The following is a 20,182-nucleotide window of genomic DNA, read 5'->3' as shown; positions in this document are numbered from 1 at the left end:
CAGCTAGTTCGGTAGGAATCAGACCACTCGTCCCCTTTCCAACCCGATAGACAGTAAAGCCATGGACAAAATTCTACACTCTGGGAAATACATTTTCCCACTTTCGTTTTTGCTTTACGTTGGCCTACATTTGGGCAAACCAGACGTTGGAGCTTCCTTCGTGCCTGATTACATCCCTTTCCCCTATTTCTGGAATTACTTCACGTTGGTTTGCATCCTTTTATTTATCGTAAGTGCTGTCATTGGCAAATACGATAAGTTGGCTTATTCGGCAATGGCTTTATATACACTCTTAATGGCTGTATTGGTTCATTTACCACGCGCCATGGGTCACGAATTAGGCACAGAGACTATGACGGCCGATTTGGCGAGAGAACAGGAGTTGGAAATGGTAAACTTTTTCAGAAACGTAATGGTGACAGGTGCCTTATTGGCTTTTGCAAAATTCGTAGCGAAAGACAAACGAGTGATTGGATAATAAAAACGACCATTTACTTCTCAAGTCGGGACAACTTATGTTCCGACTTTTTTTGATTTAGCAGCGTGAAAAAGGAAGTACGTATACCTAGTGGCGCGATGGCGCGAGGCTGGAGCCTCGTGTCTACTATTCTCCGGCCTCTGGCCAGTATATCTAGCTGTTGTGACTTACCGGCCAGAGGCCGGGGAATAAGAGACACGAGGCTCCAGCCTCGCGCCATCGCGCCATCAAGGAAACAGGTATTTTTTGGTTAACCCCCGCTTTTTGAAGCGGCTTACCTCCATAACGTGCCGGGGTGAGCGTTCCCCGGATGGGCTACCGGGCACGGCTATACGCACATGCCAACCAACAAGTTTTCCAGACGTGAATTTATCCGGCGCAATTCGCTAACGGGACTCGGTGCCGTGCTGGCCCCTGCCGTACTCACGGGTACGTCAGCCAGTGGTTCATCCAGCCCGGCGTTACCAACGTCCTCCTCGCTGGCGGAGCCGCTGGCGCTGCTGGGCGGGAAACCCATCCGAAGTAAACAATGGCCAGTCTGGCCGATTTGGAAACCGGAGCAGGACGAGAAACAATTACTGGAGGTGATTCGCAGCGGCATCTGGTCGCGGGCAACGGTCGTTAGTGAGTTTGAGGCTCAATGGGCCGCTACGCTGGGGGTGAAACGCTCGCTGGCGGTCGTGAATGGAACCAATGCCCTCATTGCCGCGCTGGCGCAGCTGGACGTTCGCGGGGGCGACGAGGTGCTGGTGCCGCCCTACACCTTTATCGGTACGGTGGCACCCGTATTGGCAACGGGAGCCATGCCCGTTTTCGTCGATGTCGATCCCGAAACGTTCCAGATGAACCCGGCCAACATCGAAGCTAAAATCACGTCGCGGACTAAAGCCATTATTCCGGTGCATATCCTGGGGCTACCGGCCAACATGCCCCAGATTCTTGCGATTGCCAAAAAGCATAATCTAGTGGTTATTGAAGATGCCTGTCAGGCGCATCTGGCCGAGATTGACCATCAGAAAGTGGGCACCTTTGGCGATGCGGGCTGCTTCAGCTTTCAGAACTCGAAGAACCTAGCCATTGGCGAAGGGGGAGCCGTGGTGAGCAACGACGACGCGTTTATGGATCGCTGTTTTTCGTACCACAACTACGGAAATCCCTACGGTATGGTATCCGGCGTGATTGGCGCGGGCACGCTGATTCAGGGCACAAAAATGCGGCTGACAGAATACCAAGCCGCGATTGGTCTGGCACAGTTGAAACGGCTCGATGCCGAAACCACCACCCGCAATACCAATGCAGCTTACCTGAAAGCGAAGATCCGTTCCATTCCGGGTATCGTACCCTATAAACTATACGACAATGTAACGCGGGCGGCTTTTCACCTTTTCCCTTTCCGGTACCAGAAAGAAGCGTTCAAGGGATTACCCCGCGAGATGTTCCTAAAAGCGCTGGCGGCCGAAGGTATTCCCTGCTCAAAAGGGTATGCCACGCTGAATAACATGCCATATCTGGACGACGCCTTTCGGTCGAAAAACTACCAGAAAATGTATCCCAAAGCCATGCTGAATTTCAAGGGGTACGTCGAGCGGAACCACTGCCCGCAAAACGACCGGCTCTGCAACGAAGAAGCCGTGTGGTTCACGCAAAATATGCTGCTGGGCACGCAGGCCGATATGGATGAAATTGCCAATGCCATCGAGAAAATCTATACACAGGCCGATAAACTGCTGAGTCAGAAATGAAACAACAGCTCCGGTTCATCTGGCTCATAGTATTGATCGGGCTGCCGGGTAGCTCCGCCCTGGCAAAAGGCTGGAAAGCCGGTGTCGCCCGCGTGGTCATTACCCCGACAACGGCGCAGTGGCTGGCTGGTTATGCTTCCCGAACGCATGCCTCGGACGGTAAACTTCACGACTTATGGGCTAAAGCGGTGGCGCTGGAAGATGAAAACGGCAAACAGGCCGTCCTCGTCACCACCGATATGCTGGGTTTCCCCAAAGCGATGTCGGATCGGATTCGCGACCGGCTGAACAGCCAATTCAGGTTGTCGAAAGCGCAGATCATTCTGAACAGTTCGCACACACATTCGGGGCCGGTGCTCGACCGCAGCCTTCAGGATGTGTACCCGCTCGACGCTGCCCAGCAGGCGATCATTGACCGGTATTCCCGGCAGTTCGAAGCGCAGATTATTTCGTTGGTGGGCGAGGCTTTGCGGACGATGGAGCCGGTGACGCTTTTCGCGCAGAATGGCGTCACCCGTTTTCAGGTGAACCGGCGCAACAACAAGGAAGGTGCGCTGCTGGAACAAACCGAACTGAAAGGCCCCAACGACTATGCCGTGCCGGTCATTAAAGTGCTGACGGCCACTGGCACATTGAAAGCCATTGTCTTTGGCTATGCCTGTCACCCTACCGTGCTGGATCTGTACCAGTGGTCGGGCGACTACGCCGGTTTTGCGCAACTGGCTCTGGAGCAAGAGCACCCCGGCGTTACGGCCCTTTTCTTTCAGGGAGCGGCAGGCGATCAGAACCCACTCCCCCGCCGGACGATCTCGCTGGCGCGTCAGTACGGGCGGGAGCTGGCCGCTGCCGTCGACCGGGTGCTCGACGAACCCATGCGCAGTTTACCGGCCCAACTCCGCACGGCGTATTCGGAGATCGACCTGCCGCTATCGGCCCCACCGACGGCGGCTGACTTAACCAAACTGACCATCGACGGTCCGCCACATATAACGCGGTGGGCAAACCGGATGCTGACTGAGATGAAGCAGGGCAAACCCTTTCTGACTCATTATCCGTATCCGTTGCAGGTCTGGCAACTGGGGAATCAACCCATTCTGAGCTTCGGGGGAGAACTCGTTATCGAATACGCCCTCGTCTGCAAAAAACGTTTTGGTCCGGATATTTTCGTGATGGGCTATGCCAACGATGTGATGGGATACATTCCCTCGGCCACCATTTTGCTGGAAGGCGGTTACGAAGGCGCATCTTCCCAAATGGTCTATGGCCTGCCAAGTCCCTGGGCCGCTTCTGTACCCAACCTGATTTACGATGAGATCAACCGCCTGGCCGACCAGGTGGGGGTACCCAGGGTGAATCATTGATAAGACGTTTATCCACTTCCGGCCTCATCAACCCTTCCTGACGGGCAGATATACCCGGAATGTACTGCCCTGTCCGGGTTGGCTGCTGGCAGTAATGGCTCCGTTGTGTCGCTCAGCGATCTTGTAACAAATAGCCAGCCCAATACCCGACCCGCTGTACTGACTTCGGCCGTGTAGCCGCTGGAAGACCTGAAAGATGCGGTCCAGGTACTTTTCATCGAAGCCAATGCCATTGTCGGCTACCGAAATTTCAGCAAACAACGTTTCCGTTGCCTGATCCTTTTCCAGTTTGGACGACATCAACTGCACTGATAGGTCGGAGCGTTTGACCAGTCGACTGCTCACGGTGATACTGGGTGTATCACCTTTCGGGCAAAATTTAATGGCATTAGACAGTAAATTCTGGAACAGTTGCCGCATTTGCAGGCGGTCGGCCATGAGGGTTGGCAACTCACCGAGGTGGATTTCGGCGTTACTTTGCTGAATCGTCATCCAGAGTTCATGTTCCTGTAACTCCCCAATCAACCGGGTAAGATTGACCGGCTCGAACGAATCCTGACGCGTGTCTACCTGCGAGTAGGCCAGCAAATCCTGAATAAGCAGCCGCATCCGGTTGGCCGACGTGTTGATTCGCTTCACAATATCGGTAGCCGGTGCATCGAACTGCCCGGCATACTGGGTAGTCAGTATATCGGCAAAGGAAATTATTTTCCGAAGTGGCTCCTGCAAATCGTGCGAGGAAACGAAGGCAAATGATTGAAGATTTTCATTGGACCGCTTCAGTTCGAGATTGGCCAGTTCCAGTTTCTGCCGGTATTCGCGCATGGGGGTAATGTCATGTACGGTGAGCACAACGCCATCGCCAAAACGGGCCAGGGAGAAATCATACCAACGGTCGCCCCAGGGAACTTCCAGGCGGGCAGGGTTACCTGTTTCAATAACCCCTTTACACTGCGCGAACAGGGGCGTGTCCAGCGAACCGGGAATGTAGTTGGAGACACGCCGAAACTGGACTTTTTCAATCGGATTCCTAAGCAGGTCGACCGCCATCTGGTTCAACTTCGTCATGCGCAGATCAACAATTTCTCCGGCTTCATTTCGGATACTTTCGTTCAGTACAATGGCAGCAGGCGTCATGTTCATGACCTGTTCCAGTAAGCTGGCATATTGTTGCTGAGCCAGCTCGGCTTCTTTCAGGGGGGTTACGTCCGTATACGTATAAAGCAAACAGCCATCTACGCAGCTAAACGACCCATCGAACCAGCCTTCCATCCCATAAGCTTCGTACGGAAAGGTTAGCCGTTGCGGCTGACCACTCTCAACTACCTCGGCGTACCGACGGAACAGGTCCGAACTCTGCCAGCCGGGAAACAGGTCGCTCACCAGGGCATCTGCCATTGCCGCTACCGTCCAGCCCGTTATGCGGGCGTTGTACTCGTTTGTCAATACATAGCGAAAGTCGATGATCGTACCCAATTCGTTGCGCAGGGGCCGCGCCAGCACCAGGCCCGCCTGGGAATTGTCAACAACCTGCTGAAGTATGGTACTCTGTTTTACTTTTTCCCGTTCGGCTTGCCGCAAACTGGTTGTATCGAGTATATTCAGAACGAATCCATCCTCCCAGGGCTGCACCGAAAACTCAAACCAGCCATCAAGACCACCACTACTAAAGTGCTGTTCAAATTGATCGGGCTGGCCACTTTCGACCACCCGTACATAGCGATCAAACACGCCTGACGGTTTCAGGCTGGGCATATCTTCAAGCAGGGTAGCTTTAATTGGCTCGTTCGGTGGATGACGATGCAAATGGGAGGCCGTCGCATTCCGGAATACAGGCTGAAAGTCAATAATTGTACCAGCCGCATCGCGAATGGATTTGCAGGCCGAAATGCCTATCTGCGACGTATTCTGAATGCTGTTCAGCAAGTCAGCCTGCTGGCGGGCCTGCAACTCATCCTCCTTTTGTTTGGTGATATCCGTATACGAAACAACTATCCCATCCCCAAAAGGCGACCCCAGACAGAGGCTCCAGTCGTCGAACCCATCGTAGTGGTAGTTTACTTCGAATTTTTGGGGTTGCCGGGTTTCGATCACTTCGACCCACCGGTCAAACACGCCCGACTCCACCATTCCGGGGTAGACCTCCGTCAGGCGTTTGCCCATAAAAAAGGATTCGGACTTACCGGCCAACCGCAACCGCTCCTGATTGATCAGGGTGTAGCGCAGGTCAATAATTTTGCCATCAGTATTCCGCACAGCTTCCAGTACGGTGATGGATGTCAACGCTGTATCCAGAATAGTTTTATAAAGTTCGGCCTGCTGTTGATGCTTCCGTTCGGCAAGACGGGTAGCTGTCAGATCAAACCCCGTAGCAATCACACCATCGTTATGCCGGATGTACCTGGCATCGACCCAGACTTCGTAGCCATTAGCGTTGCAATAAAGTTCCTGCTGCCGGGTCTCGCCCGTTTCCATTACGGCTACCCAATTGGCAAACGCGCCTGACGGCAACAGGCCGGGAAAGAGGGGCAACATCCGCTGGCCAACCACTTGGCTTTCAGCAAGTCTCATCTGATCCAGACAGGGCTGATTAACCATTCGGCAAACGAAGTCCACAATTTCACCAGCCTCATCACGCACCGCTTCCAGCATTTGCATCAGGCAGGAGGAGTCGTCGAAGAGTTTCCGGAGCAAATCTGTCTGTTGCTGTACCGGTTCCGTTTGGGCAGGGAGGACAATTGCGCTGTAGCACACCAGTACACCGTCTTCCAGCTTCGTTACCAGCATATCGTACCGATGTACTGACGGGTCCCGTTGCCAGCTATGCTCCATCTCGAACCGGACAGAGCGCCCATACTCCACCACAAGGCTGAATTGGTGTAGTAAGAACTGCCAGTCTGTTTCCGCAAAAAGTTGACTGATCGAACGCCCCGCCAGTTCATGCTGTGAATATCCCCACATCTCCTGGGCGGAGGAGTTGAGCATAACCAGGCTGAAATCCGTAATCTTTCCATCGGCACCACGCCGGGCATGGTATAGTACTGTACTGTTGAAGGAGGAGCTTAGGTCCGGTTTATGCAGTGCGTTAGAGGAAGCAGATACTGGTATCATAACACTGGGGTAAAATCGTCAGTTACGGAGTTAGGCACAAATACATTATTGTGGCCTTATTGTAAACAAATGTAACTAATTATAACCCACTTTTTGAATCGACAAGCTAGCCTTATTAACGCCTAATCAGCCTTCAGTTAAAACAGAACCTGCCTATTCCCAATCCCAACTTCTACTATCGGCAGAGAGTTGGTGTTACCTATTTCTTTTTTTTGGAAATACGAGAAAATAATACGGCTTATTGAATCCAAACCGGTAACATAAAGCGGATTATTGATTATACCGTCCCGTTGCCGGTTGTTATAAACATACCACAGACAAACGTTGTTTTCCAAGCCGAAGATTCGTCGTTTCGAGAATCACGCCATTCAGAAAATGATTGAAACTTCTGGTTTGTAAATCTATTTTTTTGAAACACTTATTCCAAACACTGCTTTATTGAAGAAATCAACGAGTTGTCCCCTTCTTATCGTGAAGGCTATGATGTTGAATGAAACGTTGATGAAAACAGGGCAAATGCACAGCTAGTGAAGCAGACAAAAACTAACATATACCAGTATGGCAACCAAGACAGATCACCCGGAAGAGCAAACAACACAAGAGGAGTTCGATAAACTCGTCAATATGTCAGCTTCTGAATTAAAGAAGTGGTTAACTACGGAAGAGTCAAAATCGGTAGGTCAAAAAAAAGATGGTGCCAGGGAATCAACGGGCCACCAATCGGGTGAAGAGATCGTCGAGATTTTGGGCAAGAAAGGCAAGGCTATGTCGGAGGCAGACATTAGCCAGATGAAGCGGGTGGTTAGCTACATTAAGCGTCATCTGGCCCAGCGCCCTGCTCAGGTAGAGGACTCTAACTGGATGTATTCGCTCAAGAACTGGGGCCATGACCCAACTAAGAAGTAGTTTTTAACTGATGGGTTCGTGAGTAAGGCGTTCCGGCACTCGTGTGCGTTACCGACTTAGCAAAGCTGAATAGGCTAAAAAAAACCTCCTTGATCGGAGGTTTTTAGGTTAGTCGAGCCACAGCTCACGAATCAGAGCGATAGTATCAGTCAATTCCTGTAATGTTTCGGCTTTTGCAATGAAGGCTTTACTGCCCAGTTTGTAACTCAGCGTCCGGTGTTCGTCCAGTTCGGAGGCACTCAGCACCACAACCGGGATGTGGCGCCACTCCTGATCCATATTCAATAATTCCAGAATATGCTTTCCTGACAGAATCGGCATACTCCAGTCCAGAATAATCAAATCGGGTAACTGCTTATCCAGCCGGTGAGTTAGGTGGATGATTAAATCTGCCCCATCGCGAAAACTACGAAAGCGGCAATCCGCATGATAGCGGCCAAAAATGTGTTTAACCAAGTCGAGTTGGTGTTCGTCATCATCCACCATGTAGATAAGCGGAGTCTTAATCTTCATCATTGTTTTGCAAACAGGCACCGGCTCTTTTAACTACTCGGCTTGGCTACCCTCAAGTATACAATTAACTAACATATGAATAGACATAATTGTTTAAACAGAGAATCCAGTACGAACAAGTTTCTTTTTAGTAGCTATTAGGTCCTTGCAATTAGTTGTATCGGTTTCAATGGTCGTTTAAGGTGCTGAACATCAACAGTAAATACACTTGAGAAGTGAAGGAAAAAGGTCTTGTTTTGTCGTCGGTCTACTAAATGAATTCATTATTTACTTAAGTTTAGTTGGCCCGTCAGGGCCATTTACAACCCCGAATTTACGTTATAATTGAATCAGGTCCTGAAAATAATTGAGGCAATTGTGCGAGCGAGCCTCCTCTTCTTCAGTTAAGAAGAGGAGGCTCGCTCGCACAATTGCCTGCAAGTTTAATTCGATTTGAGTACCTCAACGGTCTGGTGGCGGGTAGGTGAGCTAACCTGCAACAGCCCTAGGCCCGCTCCATCGGGGGTAACATACACCGTTTGAGCCCGTAGACTCAGCGCACTCATCAGCCATAAAGCGAAAGTGCCACATGACACTCGCCGGGCCGTTTATACGATTAGAGATAATCTATAAGGCTCTTAATAACCGGTTCGAAGGTGATCGTAAAATATAAAAGCCCGGAACTGGGCATACCAACTACGAGGTGGAGCGGGGTAGACATTAGTTGGTTAGTGTAGAGGTACGGACCAAAGCCGCCCTTTCACAATTCTTACCATACGGTTAACCAATTGCTAAAGAATCTGGCTCCCTTAAAATAATTGTATTATTTATTGGTATTATTGTGCTGGCACATCTCCTACTTATTCTCTAGTTTTGCTTAAATCAGGGCAAACTGCCCAATTTACTCGTCGTTATTTAAAACCAGATTATGAACATTACGTTAGCACAAGCCGAAACAGCAGTACAGGCAGCCAAAGCCAAAGCAACCGAATTAGGAACCCTAATGAACATTGCCATCGTCGATGCAGGAGCAAACCTCACTGCCTTTGCCCACATGGACGGTGCCTGGCTGGGGTCGATTGACATTTCGCAGAAGAAAGCCAGAACCGCCCGCTACTTCGATATGCCAACGGGCGAAATTGGTAAACTATCGCAGCCGGGCGGATCACTCTATAACATAGAGCACTCCAATGGCGGGCTTATCACCTTTCCCGGCGGCATACCGATCAAAAATACTGAAGGTGAGATCATTGGTGCCATCGGCGTCTCCGGTAGCACCGTCGAAAATGACCACATCGTTGCCCAGGCAGGCGTCGATGCATTTGGTTAAAAAAAGTGAAGTAAGTCAATTAAGTCAATACGTGGCTGACACGAGAACAATGTACTCGCGTCAGCCACCTCTTAACTACTAACTACTAACTACTAACTCCTAACCCCTAACCCTATGTGTCAAAATCACGGTGTTGCGTACATTAAACCCGGTGTGGTTGAAGTACAATCTATTGAGTACCCAAAGCTGGCCCTGGGCGACCGGAAATGCCACCATGGGGTAATTCTGCAAATCGTTTCAACCAACATCTGCGGCAGCGATCAACACATGGTTCGGGGTCGGACAACGGCACCCGCCGGACTGGTGCTGGGACACGAGATAACGGGGCTGGTCATTGAGGCCGGTCGCGATGTGGAGTTTATTAAGGAAGGTGATCTGGTATCGGTGCCATTCAATATCGCCTGTGGACGTTGTCGCAACTGCAAAGTAGGCCAAACGGGTATTTGCCTGAATGTTAATCCCGCCCGGCCCGGTGCGGCCTATGGCTATGTCGATATGGGCGGCTGGGTTGGCGGACAGGCCGAATACGTGATGATACCCTACGCCGATTTTAACCTGCTGAAGTTTCCGGATAAAGACCAGGCGATGGCCAAAATACGCGACCTGACGCTCCTGTCCGACATTTTCCCGACGGGCTACCACGGAGCTGTTATGGCCGGGGTAGGGCCGGGGTCAATTGTGTACGTTGCCGGAGCCGGACCCGTTGGGCTGGCCTGTGCGGCCTCCTGCCATTTGCTCGGAGCCGCCGTCGTTATTGTTGGCGACATGATTCCCGAGCGGCTGGAGCAGGCCAGAAGCTTCGGCTGCGAAACGATCGACCTCCGCAACGAAGCCTCTCTGGCCGATCAGATCGCCGAAATCATTGGCGTACCCGAAGTAGATTCGGCCGTCGACTGCGTGGGCTTTGAGGCACGCGGCCACGGTGCCGATGCCGCTACCGAGCAACCGGCCACCGTATTGAATGCCGCCATGACCATTACCCGCGCGGGCGGGGCCATTGGTATTCCCGGCCTGTACGTAACGGGCGATCCCGGTGCATCGACAGAAGCCGCTAAAGAAGGAAACCTGAACATACGCATCGGCCTGGGCTGGGCAAAGTCGCACTCGTTCTACACGGGTCAGTGTCCGGTCATGAAATACCACCGGCAGTTGATGAACGCCATTCTGTACGACAAAATACAGATTGCCAAAGCCGTCAATGTGGAAGTGATCAGCCTGGACAAAGCCCCAAAAGGCTATCAGGATTTCGACAAAGGAGCCGCCAAGAAATTCGTCATCGATCCCCACGGAATGATCCCAAACTAGATAAGGGATAACCGGTTCGCCATGAGGTTGACCCGGACTCAAACCAAACGGATGTCCGCTGATTGATGACTTCATCGATCGGCGGATTTTTTATGGGGTGTACTTTAATTTTTCGGGAGAATGCTTAAAGAAGTAAGTCTCCTAAACGGATGTCCGAAATGTGAGTGTGTTTGTCCGAAATGTGAGCGCGCCTGCTGGACAGATGCCCCAACTTTGCTACTGTCAATGACACACAGCCAGAACCAATACGTTGCTGCTTCTTACCACACCAGCTTAAACGCATACCATTAAAAATTAACCTTTAACCACACCCGATTTCTTCTTTTTAATCGCCGTACCTGGGTCGAGCACCCGGCTCAGGTACGACTTATTCCTAACTCCAACCGTGAAAACTTTATCCAACTCTCCTGATGCGATGAAAGCCCACTACACTGTAGTGGGCTGGAGCAAATCGATCAAGAGATCCTAACTCTCTTCTTTCCCGTAAACTTGTCATGAACACGCTACTTGTTGGGTATTGCCGTACGGTTTGGCTGGGTATTGTCCTGAATCTGGGTTTCGCTATCCCCGCTCCCGACGGGCTGATTCATATTTTCGACGTACTACCCACCCTTTTAACAGAAAAACTACCCGGCAATGGCGAAGAAGGCTACCGCTCGCCGGAACCTGTTTTCAAAGAAGGGCACAAGCTGCCAGTGGGGCCGGCCGAATGGCCCATCAGTTACAGGTCGATGGGCCCCAACTGCACATCCTGTCATAACGAAATTCTCAAAGGCAGGAACCTGACCAATAACAGACCAAGCGTTATACCGAACACTTCGGCGCACGAACCGGATGGCAAAGCATCTCAATGGTTTCTGTACGACTGTGCCGCCGACAGCCACTCCAACTCCGATACGCTCCTGCAGTACATCGATCAGTTTACCGACAGATCGTCAACCGAGCATATGGTCTACAAACACCTCATCATTCCTTTCGCCAAAACATCGTCAATGTAATAGGGCCAGGAGCCTACGAACTCATTCACGCCCCCGCGAATTCAGGCAGAAAAAACTAGCAAGAGGAAAGTTGTGGCGACCCGAAACGGTCGCCTTTTGCTTTTCAGGTCTCCCCGCATCTGTGCTAACCTGATCTGACCAGCATATCCTGGTCTGGTTCAAAAACAATCCCCCTCCCGATAGATCAACATCTTTTAAAGTCTAGTACGCAAGCTTCCAGAGAGGCTAGCTATTCTCACACGGCCGTTGGCAAACAGCGAGATGATTTCGATTCAAAACAAGACACGACAGTACCCATGCCTGAAAATTAATATACTTTGAATTTTAAACAAAAACAGTCATATTACGCAATTATTAAGCGTTTTTATTAATAAAATATCCCTTTTGGCAACGTTTACTTAACCATTTATTTTGTTTTGCTTATTTAGTTTATCGGAGTCAAAATTCGACCATCCGCATAAAACGAGATAACGTTTCACCAAAAGCACCTTATCCAAAACCAGCGTTCAACTTCGTCAGCACCTTTACCCGCTCTACAGTCGGCCAGACTATAAATGATGCTTTTTAACAAGGCAACGACTGTTCACTAACTCAACATATAAAATACGGATACCCGCCTGTCGATACACAAGCAGGTAGTATCCGGCCAATTAAATTATTCCATTTAAGGATATTGCTGATTAAGGGCTGGACAATGCCTACATTTAGTTGCACACCAGACAACCTGGTGGTTGGCATTGTTCACCAGACGGAAAACCCTCTTACCCTATACTAAACATCAACATATGCTAAAAATTTTAATTGTCGATGACGAACTGGACATCAAGCCCTTATACGAACAACGGTTTGCCCGTGAAATTTTAAGCCAGCAGGTAGATCTTAGTTTTGCCCATTCGGGCGAAGAAGCGCTGGGAGGATTGGCAAACTCGGAAGTTGGGCTGATTCTGTCAGACATTAACATGCCGGGCATGGATGGGCTGGAGTTACTGCGCCGAATCCGGCAAAAGTACCCAAAACAGCCACCAGCCATCATGATGGTAACGGCCTATGGTGATGATGAAAACTACCAGCAGGCCATGCGTGCCGGTGCCGATGACTTTCTAACCAAACCGCTGGATTTCAAGCTACTCAAAACCAAACTCAAAGACCTGACGGCGCATGAGCACCAAGATCCTGGTCATTGATGATGAACCCGACATTGAACCGCTGCTCCTGCAGCGGTTTTGGCTTACCATCAGAGAAGGTACCTACCAGTTCCGGTTCGCCAGAGGAGGCTATGAAGCCCTCTCCCTGATTGAGGCCGAACCGGACTACGACGTATTGTTAGTCGACATCAACATGCGGGACATGGACGGGCTGACCCTGCTCGGCTATCTACCCGATCTGTTACCTAATGGGCGGGCGGTGATGGTATCCGCCTATGGCGATATGGATAACATACGGACGGCTATGAATCGGGGGGCGTTTGACTTCGTCTGTAAACCAATCGACTTCAAAGATCTGGAATTAACCGTTGAGAAAACCGCGCGTCACGTTCGCCAATTGCGTGAATCGGCCAGAACGAAACTAATTGCCGACTTAAAAACCCACTTCTTCGATAACATAACGCACGAGTTCCGAACGCCGTTAACCCTTATTCTGGCCCCTGTTGAGCGGCTACTGCGCCAGGGGAGCGAAAACCAGGGTACGCACCGGGACCTGGTGGCCATTGACCGAAACGCCCGCCAGTTACTCCGGCTCGTCAACCAGCTTCTCGACCTGGCCAAACTGGAGGTAGGCCACCTTCAGGTAAACGAACAGCCGGGTTACCTGGGTGAGTTTATTGAGCAATTGGTACAGGCTTTTATCCCCGTGGCTGAGCAACGCGGGATTACCCTCACCTACCATACCGATGTGTCGGGAATGTGGCTGTTCGATTCGGAAAAAATTGGCCAGATCGGGTATAATCTGCTGGCGAACGCCATTAAGTTCACAACCGGATTGGCAACTCAGAAAGCTGGCTCCGGGCAGGTTACAATTCAATTGACAAACGGCTCACCCGTTCGGTTGTTGGTTTCAGATACAGGCATCGGAATTGCACCCGCTCATTTACCTCATATTTTTGATCGTTTTTATCAGGTCGATTCGCTGGCACGGCCGCTGGAACCCGGCACGGGCATTGGCTTGTCGATGGTTAAGGAACTTACCGAACTCATGGGCGGTACCGTATCAGTCAGCAGCCATACGGGCACTGCCACAACACCATCTGGCAGCACCTTCGTTGTGGAGTTACCGATTAGTCCTCTAGTGACCGATGAGGGCGTAGTCGACGACAGTTTTCCTTTACAGGACTGGTTTCCGTTGCGGGTAACCGAATTAAATACGGAACTGGCGGCCGTAGTTCCTCCAAACGATGCTCCACTCGTTGTGGTTGTTGAAGATAATGATGAATTACGCACGTTTTTAGCCGAAGAACTGGCTCATCAGTACCGGGTACTTACGGCGGCTTCGGGCGAACAGGGCTGGACAATCATTCAAACCGAATTACCCGACGTTGTCATTTCCGACATCATGATGCCGGGAATGGACGGATATGCCTTAACGCACCGCATTAAAACCACACCGGCTACCGATCATATTGCGGTTATTTTACTCACCGCCAAAGCGGCCGACGATAGTCGGCTTACCGGCCTGCAACACGGTGCCGACGATTACCTGACCAAGCCTTTTGTCATTGAGGAACTAGTGCTGCGACTCCGAAACCTGCTGGCTCGTCAGCAACGGTTGCGGACACTTTACCAGCAACAACTAGCCCGGCCGGAACTTCCCCAACCCATAGAAACCGTTCAGGATGGGTGGTTAAGAACGCTGTTTACCGTGTTGGATGAGCACCTCGACGACTCGTCGTTCAGCGTTGAGCGACTGGCCGAATGCATGGCGCTGAGTAGTAAAACGTTGCTCCGCAAAGTGCAGGCGCTCACGCAACTGTCGACCAACGATCTGGTTCGCCGGTACCGGTTACGCAAAGCCGTCGATCTGCTGCGAGCTGGACACGGTGTATCCGAAACGGCTTACATGGTCGGCTTCGATACGCCTTCGTATTTTGGTCAGTGTTTCAAGGAGCTTTACCAAATTACACCCAAAGACTTTGCTATCCTGGCAAAAGCGTAGAGGGCTTTGGTTCAACCAGCATCTTCAACGAGTTTCTTAGGTAACGGAACAAACAAGATTGAACACATAGGACCGTCTACGGCTGCGGTTCGATGTGTTCAATCTTAATTTGCCTTACTACTTACTTTTTAATAAACCGACCTTTCAGCAGCTTAAGATCGGGGGTGATGACCTGATACACGTAAAGGCCAGTCGGTAACATCGCCGTTTCTACACGAACTTCGTTGGCGGGTGTAGCTGGTATTATGTGGTTGACTCGCTGGCCGTCGATCGAATAGATACTTACTTCCGACATGGTCAGATCCGGGTTTGTCAGGCGAAGAACTATTTCGTCGACACAAGGCGAGGGCGATGAGGAAATTTCCCGCACCGTTGTTTCCAGCCCTTCGGTTAGCCCCCGTAGTTCAGCGCCTTCCCGTGCGCCAGCCACCGGTTGAAACTCATACGCCCCAATGTCGATAGCCATTCCTTTGGGGCGCCCGTTACCGGCAAGATCAGTGGTCAAGGTGCAGGATGTATTCAGAACTCCTTTATCGACCAGCGGAGAGCCTTTCTGTGGCCGGTAGTTTATATCAAAAACATTTGTTGTCAGCGCTGTACTTAGCGAAGACCCGTAATAATTGGTAGACTGCGTTATCTGGTAACCGGTTATGAGCTTAATTATCTTACCCGTTCCTGCCTGAATTACCGCATTGTTAGTGACGGTGGTTTTATCCAGCTTGTTATAGAAACATAAACCATCCTGAGCCGACTTGATAAAGGTATTATTGGTCACGATCAGGGGATTACCGCTGGGTGTTCCGGCCCGGTTGTCGCAGAATAAACCGTACCCTCCTACATCCGTAACCAGGTTATTGTAAATTGTATTTTTACCGGAGTGGCCAACGAAGATGATTCCATTTCCACCCACATTACGCACAATGTTGTTGTACAGTTGACCCGAAGAGCCCCCCGAGGCCTGAATGCCATTGTTCTGATACTGCTGAAATGGCGAGATACCGGCATAGTTGATCACATTGTTATACACCTGATAGTCCGGTGCACAGGCATACTGAATACCTTCGGCACCGGTGCGTTCGACCAGGTTGTTGTAAATGGCCAGACCATAAATGTTGTGCGGATACACCACTTTGCTTACGCCATCGCAGGTTTTGGTGATGCCGCTGTTCCAGAAGGAGTTCCCAATGTACATGCCCTCCCCGTAAGTATCATGCACGTAGTTGTCGTGGACTTTGATGTTGTACATGCTGAAATTACCCCGCCAGGTGGCCGGGTTGCAGGTAGGGTCCATCTTGATCATGATTCCGGCGAAGCCCGTGCCCGAGACCTCAACCCGCTCAATCTCGAAATCGGAGCTGAAGCCCGTTACATTGATGCCCGATGCTCCACTGGGAGTCTTATTCAGGTTAATGCCATATTTATAGCGGCTATCGCCCGAGCCGGTCAGTTTGACAAATTTGCTGTCATAAAACTGGATACCATTTGTACCGGTCGAGGTGCCAATCGTAACCAGCCCACCGCAGTTAATGATCTTAATGGGCTGGGTAGCAGAACCAACAATATTTTTGAAGTAGAGGTACGAATAGTTACCGGCTGCAATGCAAATTGTCTGGCCTGGTTTGTAGCCCAGCGCCTTGCCATCGTACATGGCTGCTTTCGAGATAGTGATGTTACAATTACATGTTTGAGCTACCAGAGACTGACTAGTTAGCATCAGAGTAAAAGCTAACAGAAGGGATAGCGCAAACTTACATACATAGTTTAACCTTAGCGCTTGCTTAGTTAACAGAATCAGACTATTTTTAATTCTAAATAAACATAAATAGATCATCGACATATATTAAGTACATTTACGGTGAAATGCATAAATATATTAATAGCATCAATAATACAAACCGCAAAGCTTTATATGTGTAACTATTTATTTACAACTAAACAGTCTGGTATTCAATAGTATACTTAATCGCTATTTTAATAGTTTTTCCCCTCTGGGCGTCTCATCTGTCAGGTAGCCAAATAAACAGATGCTTTCCTATAATTCAGACTGGCGGACAAACCACTCATCTTGTTTTTATCCTACTTTGACCAAGAACCCGTGAGTCATTTTGGGCGATCGAATTACTACGCAGTCGAACTATCTGGATATTCCGGGAGCAGGTGAGGTAACCAGTAAAAAGCTTAACATTTTTTAACGACCTGCTAACCAGCCCAAAGCGAGAACAAACCGCATTCCTGAATACCTTCACGGCAGCAAATTCTTCTCCATTGTCTACGGCATCTCAGAACTGTAAACGGCTCGTTTCAGCCACAACTTGTCTGTAATGCGAACAAAGCCGCAATCCCTTGTGGCTCTACATATATGCTACAAAATTACCTCAAGATCGCCCTGCGCAACCTCGCCCGAAGGCGATTCTACGCGCTGGTAACCTTATTCGGACTAACGGTAGGCATTACGTTTCTGCTGCTGATCGGCAGTTACATTCAGGGCGAACTGGCCGTGAACACAACCCTTCGGCATGTAGACCGGCAGTACCTGTTGCAAAGCCGCTGGAGGGTAACGGACATGGGCAGTGAGATCGGCTCGCTGGCACCTATGGGACCGGCACTCAGGCAATCCTATCCTAATCTGGTGGCTAATTACTACCGCACCTACGGCGTAAATGCCATCGTGTCCAGCGGTGAGAAACACTTTCGAGAGCCGATGCAGGTGGGCGACTCTACGCTGCTGTCTATGTTTGGTTTTCCGCTGGCCTATGGCGATCCGAAAACGGCCCTCAGCGAACCCAATACGGTGGTAGTTACGGCGGCATTGGCCCAAAAATATTTCCAGCAAACCAATGTCCTCCGGCGGCAACTGACCATCCAGACGCCGGGGGCTGGCAAACAGGTGTTTACCATTACGGGGGTGCTGAGTAATCAACCCGACAACAGTGTCACGCACCTGTTCGACCAGCCGGAGCAGTTGTTCATCTCCTTGCGCAACTTTGGGTATTTCTCCGACGCAAAGGGCCTGAACGCCTGGGAAAACCGGAGCATTGTTACGTATCTGGAGCTACAGCCGGGCACCTCAGCCGAACAACTGACGCAACCCTTCGCCCAGTTGCTAAAGACACACGCGCCCCCCGATATTCGGGGCAATTTACAGCCTTTCCTAAGCCCGCTCCGTAGTTTTCACCTGAAAGCGGACAATGAGCTGGTCGGGAAGATGCTCCTCACCCTGACGGTTGTCGCGTTGTTTATCCTGCTGATGGCGGTGGTGAATTTTGTTAATATCACCATCGGCATGTCGGCAACGCGGTTGCGGGAAATTGGTGTCCGGAAAGTGCTGGGGGGTCTCAAGCAACAGGTCATTGCCCAGTTTCTGGTCGAAGCGGTGCTGTTAACGGCTGGCGCTGCCTTGCTGGCATTGGGGTGTTACGAACTCTTCCGGTCAACGTTCGCTACAGTGCTGGAAAAACCAATACCGTCGCTGCTGAGTTGGTCGCCCTATGCATTTCTGGGTTTGGCAGTACTTGTATTTGTGATTGGCCTACTGGCGGGCAGTTACCCCGCCTTTGTCCTGTCGGGGTTGCCGTCGGTCGATTCACTTAAAGGGAAACTGGTAGCATCCGTGCAGAAAGGCGTTGGCTTTCGGCGGGCGCTGATTGTCTTTCAGTTTACGGTGGCCATTCTGGTTTTTGTGGGAGCTATCGTTATTAACCGTCAGGTTTCCTTCTTTTTCAGCAAGAATTTAGGCTATCAGAAAGACCAGATTCTGGCGATCAAGTCCGTCCCGCGTGATTGGTCGACGGCCGGTGTGCAGCGCATGGCAGGTATCCGAAATCAACTGGCCCGCGTTCCGGGGGTGGCCGGTGTAAGCCTCTCGTTCGAGATTCCCGATGGTGCCAGTAGCGGGAGTGTCAGTATGGTTGCGCAGGGGCAGGATAGCACACAGGCCATTACGGCCAATTCGATCACAACCGACGAATGGTACGCGCAAACCTATGGCTTGACACTGAAAGCGGGCCGGTTTTTCAATGCTGACGGCGGGGGGTATGACTCCCTTTCGGTGGTCATGAACGAATCGGCGACGAAAGCGCTGGGCTGGACCCGTCCGGAGAAGGCGCTGGGACAGCAGGTTGTGTTTCGTGGCGGCACCTTCCGCATTCGTGGTGTCCTGACCGATTTTCACTTCGGCTCACTCCGCGAAACCATCCGGCCGCTGGTGTTCATTCCCGTTCGGAAAGATCCTATCTATCGCTATTTATCCATTAAAATCGCGCCCGGCAGGCAGGCAGGGGCCAGTTTGCCCGAAACGGTAGCCGCCATTGGCAACGAATGGGCGCGGCTGTTTCCCGATGCACCCTTCGACTACTCATTCATGGACGATACGCTCCAGAAACTCTACAAGACCGAGATTCAATTGCAGAAGGCATCCCGGCTGGCCACCTCACTGGCGCTGATTATCGTCTTTTTAGGGGTGTTGGGACTGGTGTCGCTGAACGTGACCCACCGGACAAAAGAGATCGGCATCCGAAAGGTACTGGGTTCCTCGACGCTCGGCATTGTCAACCTGTTTATGAAGGAATTTGTGCTGATTCTCGTCATCGCCAATGTCATTGCCTGGCCCGCAGCGTATTACCTGCTCAGCGACTGGCTCACGCGCTTCGCCTATCGAACCGATTTATCGTGGTGGCCTTTTGCGCTGGTAGCGTTCGTGCTGGCTTTGTTAACGGGAGCGGTGGTCAGTACGCAAACGATTAAAGCAGCCTTGGCGAATCCGGTGAAGTCGTTACGGAGTGAATGATGTAGAGACGCGATACTTCGCGTCTCCTGTGCGTCAGCAAAACCATCCGGGTGCTGAGACGCAAGGTATTGCGTCTCTACAAAAACTGATTCAGGTCCAGTTGCAGGATTTCGGAGAAGGACGTTGACTGAGTTAATCCGCCATCGCCTTTGGTGTAACGAAACCAGAGGCTGGCCACATAATCGTACACAAATCCTTCCCGAATGCCGTAATCATCCGATTCAAGCAGCGTAATCACTTTCTTGAGGTCTTTACGAAGACCTTCAGAATGACAAATCTCAATAATAATGGGTGTTAAACGAGCCTCGTTATCATACAGGATCAAATCGGGGACAGGGCTTGCCTGCCCATCATCGAGCATGGTTTCGGGTAGTGGTTCCAGTTGAATAGTCTGTTCGCGGTAGAATAGAGGGCCAAGCCCTGAATTTAGTTTAGAAATGACCCGTTGATGCGCTTTAGGGCCATAAACGCTCATGTCGTCATGAACAAGAGCAAATTCGAAGGTGCCTGGGTTATACATAGT

General features: G+C 50.8%; 15 protein-coding genes. 10 read left to right on the top strand and 5 right to left on the bottom strand.

The window, feature by feature from the left end:
* The first annotated feature begins 61 nt into the window (after positions 1 to 61).
* The 3 genes from CRO74_RS13540 to CRO74_RS13525 all read left to right on the top strand — a co-directional run bounded on the left by CRO74_RS13540 (position 62) and on the right by CRO74_RS13525 (position 3,581).
* Positions 62 to 478 carry a hypothetical protein gene (locus CRO74_RS13540; protein ID WP_097126583.1) on the top strand — a complete coding sequence of 139 codons (417 nt, stop codon included), beginning with the start codon at positions 62 to 64 and terminating at the stop codon, positions 476 to 478.
* Between the two features lie 338 nt (positions 479 to 816).
* Entirely contained in the window at positions 817 to 2,220 is a 1,404-nt protein-coding gene (locus CRO74_RS13530; RefSeq protein ID WP_097126581.1) for a DegT/DnrJ/EryC1/StrS family aminotransferase, read from the top strand.
* Positions 2,217 to 3,581, top strand: a complete 1,365-nt coding sequence (locus tag CRO74_RS13525; RefSeq protein ID WP_097126580.1) for a neutral/alkaline non-lysosomal ceramidase N-terminal domain-containing protein — start codon at positions 2,217 to 2,219, stop codon at positions 3,579 to 3,581. Before CRO74_RS13530 ends, CRO74_RS13525 begins: the two co-directional genes overlap by 4 nt.
* A 27-nt stretch (positions 3,582 to 3,608) precedes the next feature.
* Here the strand turns inward: CRO74_RS13525 and CRO74_RS13520 are convergent, their stop codons facing one another.
* On the bottom strand, positions 3,609 to 6,692 hold the full coding sequence (locus CRO74_RS13520; RefSeq protein ID WP_097126579.1) for a PAS domain-containing protein: 3,084 nt from the start codon (positions 6,690 to 6,692) through the stop codon (positions 3,609 to 3,611).
* A 558-nt stretch (positions 6,693 to 7,250) separates the two neighbouring features.
* Between CRO74_RS13520 and CRO74_RS13515 the strand changes: the two genes are divergently transcribed.
* Positions 7,251 to 7,598 carry a DUF3140 domain-containing protein gene (locus CRO74_RS13515; protein WP_097126578.1) on the top strand — a complete coding sequence of 116 codons (348 nt, stop codon included), beginning with the start codon at positions 7,251 to 7,253 and terminating at the stop codon, positions 7,596 to 7,598.
* Positions 7,599 to 7,706: 108 nt separating this feature from the next.
* Here CRO74_RS13515 and CRO74_RS13510 read toward each other — a convergent pair whose 3' ends face one another.
* Together CRO74_RS13510 and CRO74_RS31570 are read right to left on the bottom strand one after the other, a co-directional pair.
* A complete protein-coding gene (locus CRO74_RS13510; RefSeq protein WP_097126577.1) occupies positions 7,707 to 8,114 on the bottom strand; it encodes a response regulator in 408 nt (135 codons plus the stop codon).
* 419 nt (positions 8,115 to 8,533) lie between these two features.
* On the bottom strand, positions 8,534 to 8,686 hold the full coding sequence (locus CRO74_RS31570; RefSeq protein WP_179830194.1) for a hypothetical protein: 153 nt from the start codon (positions 8,684 to 8,686) through the stop codon (positions 8,534 to 8,536).
* Between the two features lie 332 nt (positions 8,687 to 9,018).
* Between CRO74_RS31570 and CRO74_RS13505 the strand changes: the two genes are divergently transcribed.
* From CRO74_RS13505 to CRO74_RS13485, 5 genes are all read left to right on the top strand, one after another.
* Positions 9,019 to 9,420, top strand: a complete 402-nt coding sequence (locus CRO74_RS13505) for a GlcG/HbpS family heme-binding protein (protein WP_097126576.1) — start codon at positions 9,019 to 9,021, stop codon at positions 9,418 to 9,420.
* Between the two features lie 114 nt (positions 9,421 to 9,534).
* On the top strand, positions 9,535 to 10,725 hold the full coding sequence (fdhA, locus tag CRO74_RS13500; protein WP_097126575.1) for a formaldehyde dehydrogenase, glutathione-independent: 1,191 nt from the start codon (positions 9,535 to 9,537) through the stop codon (positions 10,723 to 10,725).
* A 494-nt stretch (positions 10,726 to 11,219) separates the two neighbouring features.
* Entirely contained in the window at positions 11,220 to 11,723 is a 504-nt protein-coding gene (locus CRO74_RS13495) for a hypothetical protein (RefSeq protein WP_097126574.1), read from the top strand.
* A gap of 785 nt (positions 11,724 to 12,508) precedes the next feature.
* Positions 12,509 to 12,907, top strand: a complete 399-nt coding sequence (locus tag CRO74_RS13490) for a response regulator (protein WP_097126573.1) — start codon at positions 12,509 to 12,511, stop codon at positions 12,905 to 12,907.
* A complete protein-coding gene (locus CRO74_RS13485; protein WP_097126572.1) occupies positions 12,882 to 14,873 on the top strand; it encodes a hybrid sensor histidine kinase/response regulator transcription factor in 1,992 nt (663 codons plus the stop codon). The genes CRO74_RS13490 and CRO74_RS13485 overlap by 26 nt, the downstream gene beginning before the upstream one ends.
* A 121-nt stretch (positions 14,874 to 14,994) precedes the next feature.
* On the opposite strand, the gene CRO74_RS13480 is transcribed toward CRO74_RS13485, so the two are convergent.
* On the bottom strand, positions 14,995 to 16,521 hold the full coding sequence (locus CRO74_RS13480; protein ID WP_245877840.1) for a right-handed parallel beta-helix repeat-containing protein: 1,527 nt from the start codon (positions 16,519 to 16,521) through the stop codon (positions 14,995 to 14,997).
* A gap of 711 nt (positions 16,522 to 17,232) precedes the next feature.
* Here CRO74_RS13480 and CRO74_RS13475 point away from each other — a divergent pair.
* A complete protein-coding gene (locus CRO74_RS13475) occupies positions 17,233 to 19,659 on the top strand; it encodes an ABC transporter permease (RefSeq protein WP_097126570.1) in 2,427 nt (808 codons plus the stop codon).
* A 76-nt stretch (positions 19,660 to 19,735) separates the two neighbouring features.
* On the opposite strand, the gene CRO74_RS13470 is transcribed toward CRO74_RS13475, so the two are convergent.
* Positions 19,736 to 20,179: a hypothetical protein gene (locus tag CRO74_RS13470; RefSeq protein WP_097126569.1), complete on the bottom strand. Its 444-nt coding sequence runs from the start codon at positions 20,177 to 20,179 to the stop codon at positions 19,736 to 19,738.
* Positions 20,180 to 20,182: the final 3 nt, after the last annotated feature.

The organism is Spirosoma fluviale (assembly GCF_900230225.1).
Taxonomy (GTDB): Bacteria; Bacteroidota; Bacteroidia; order Cytophagales; family Spirosomataceae; genus Spirosoma; species Spirosoma fluviale.
This window is presented reverse-complemented; position numbering and strand designations above follow the sequence as displayed.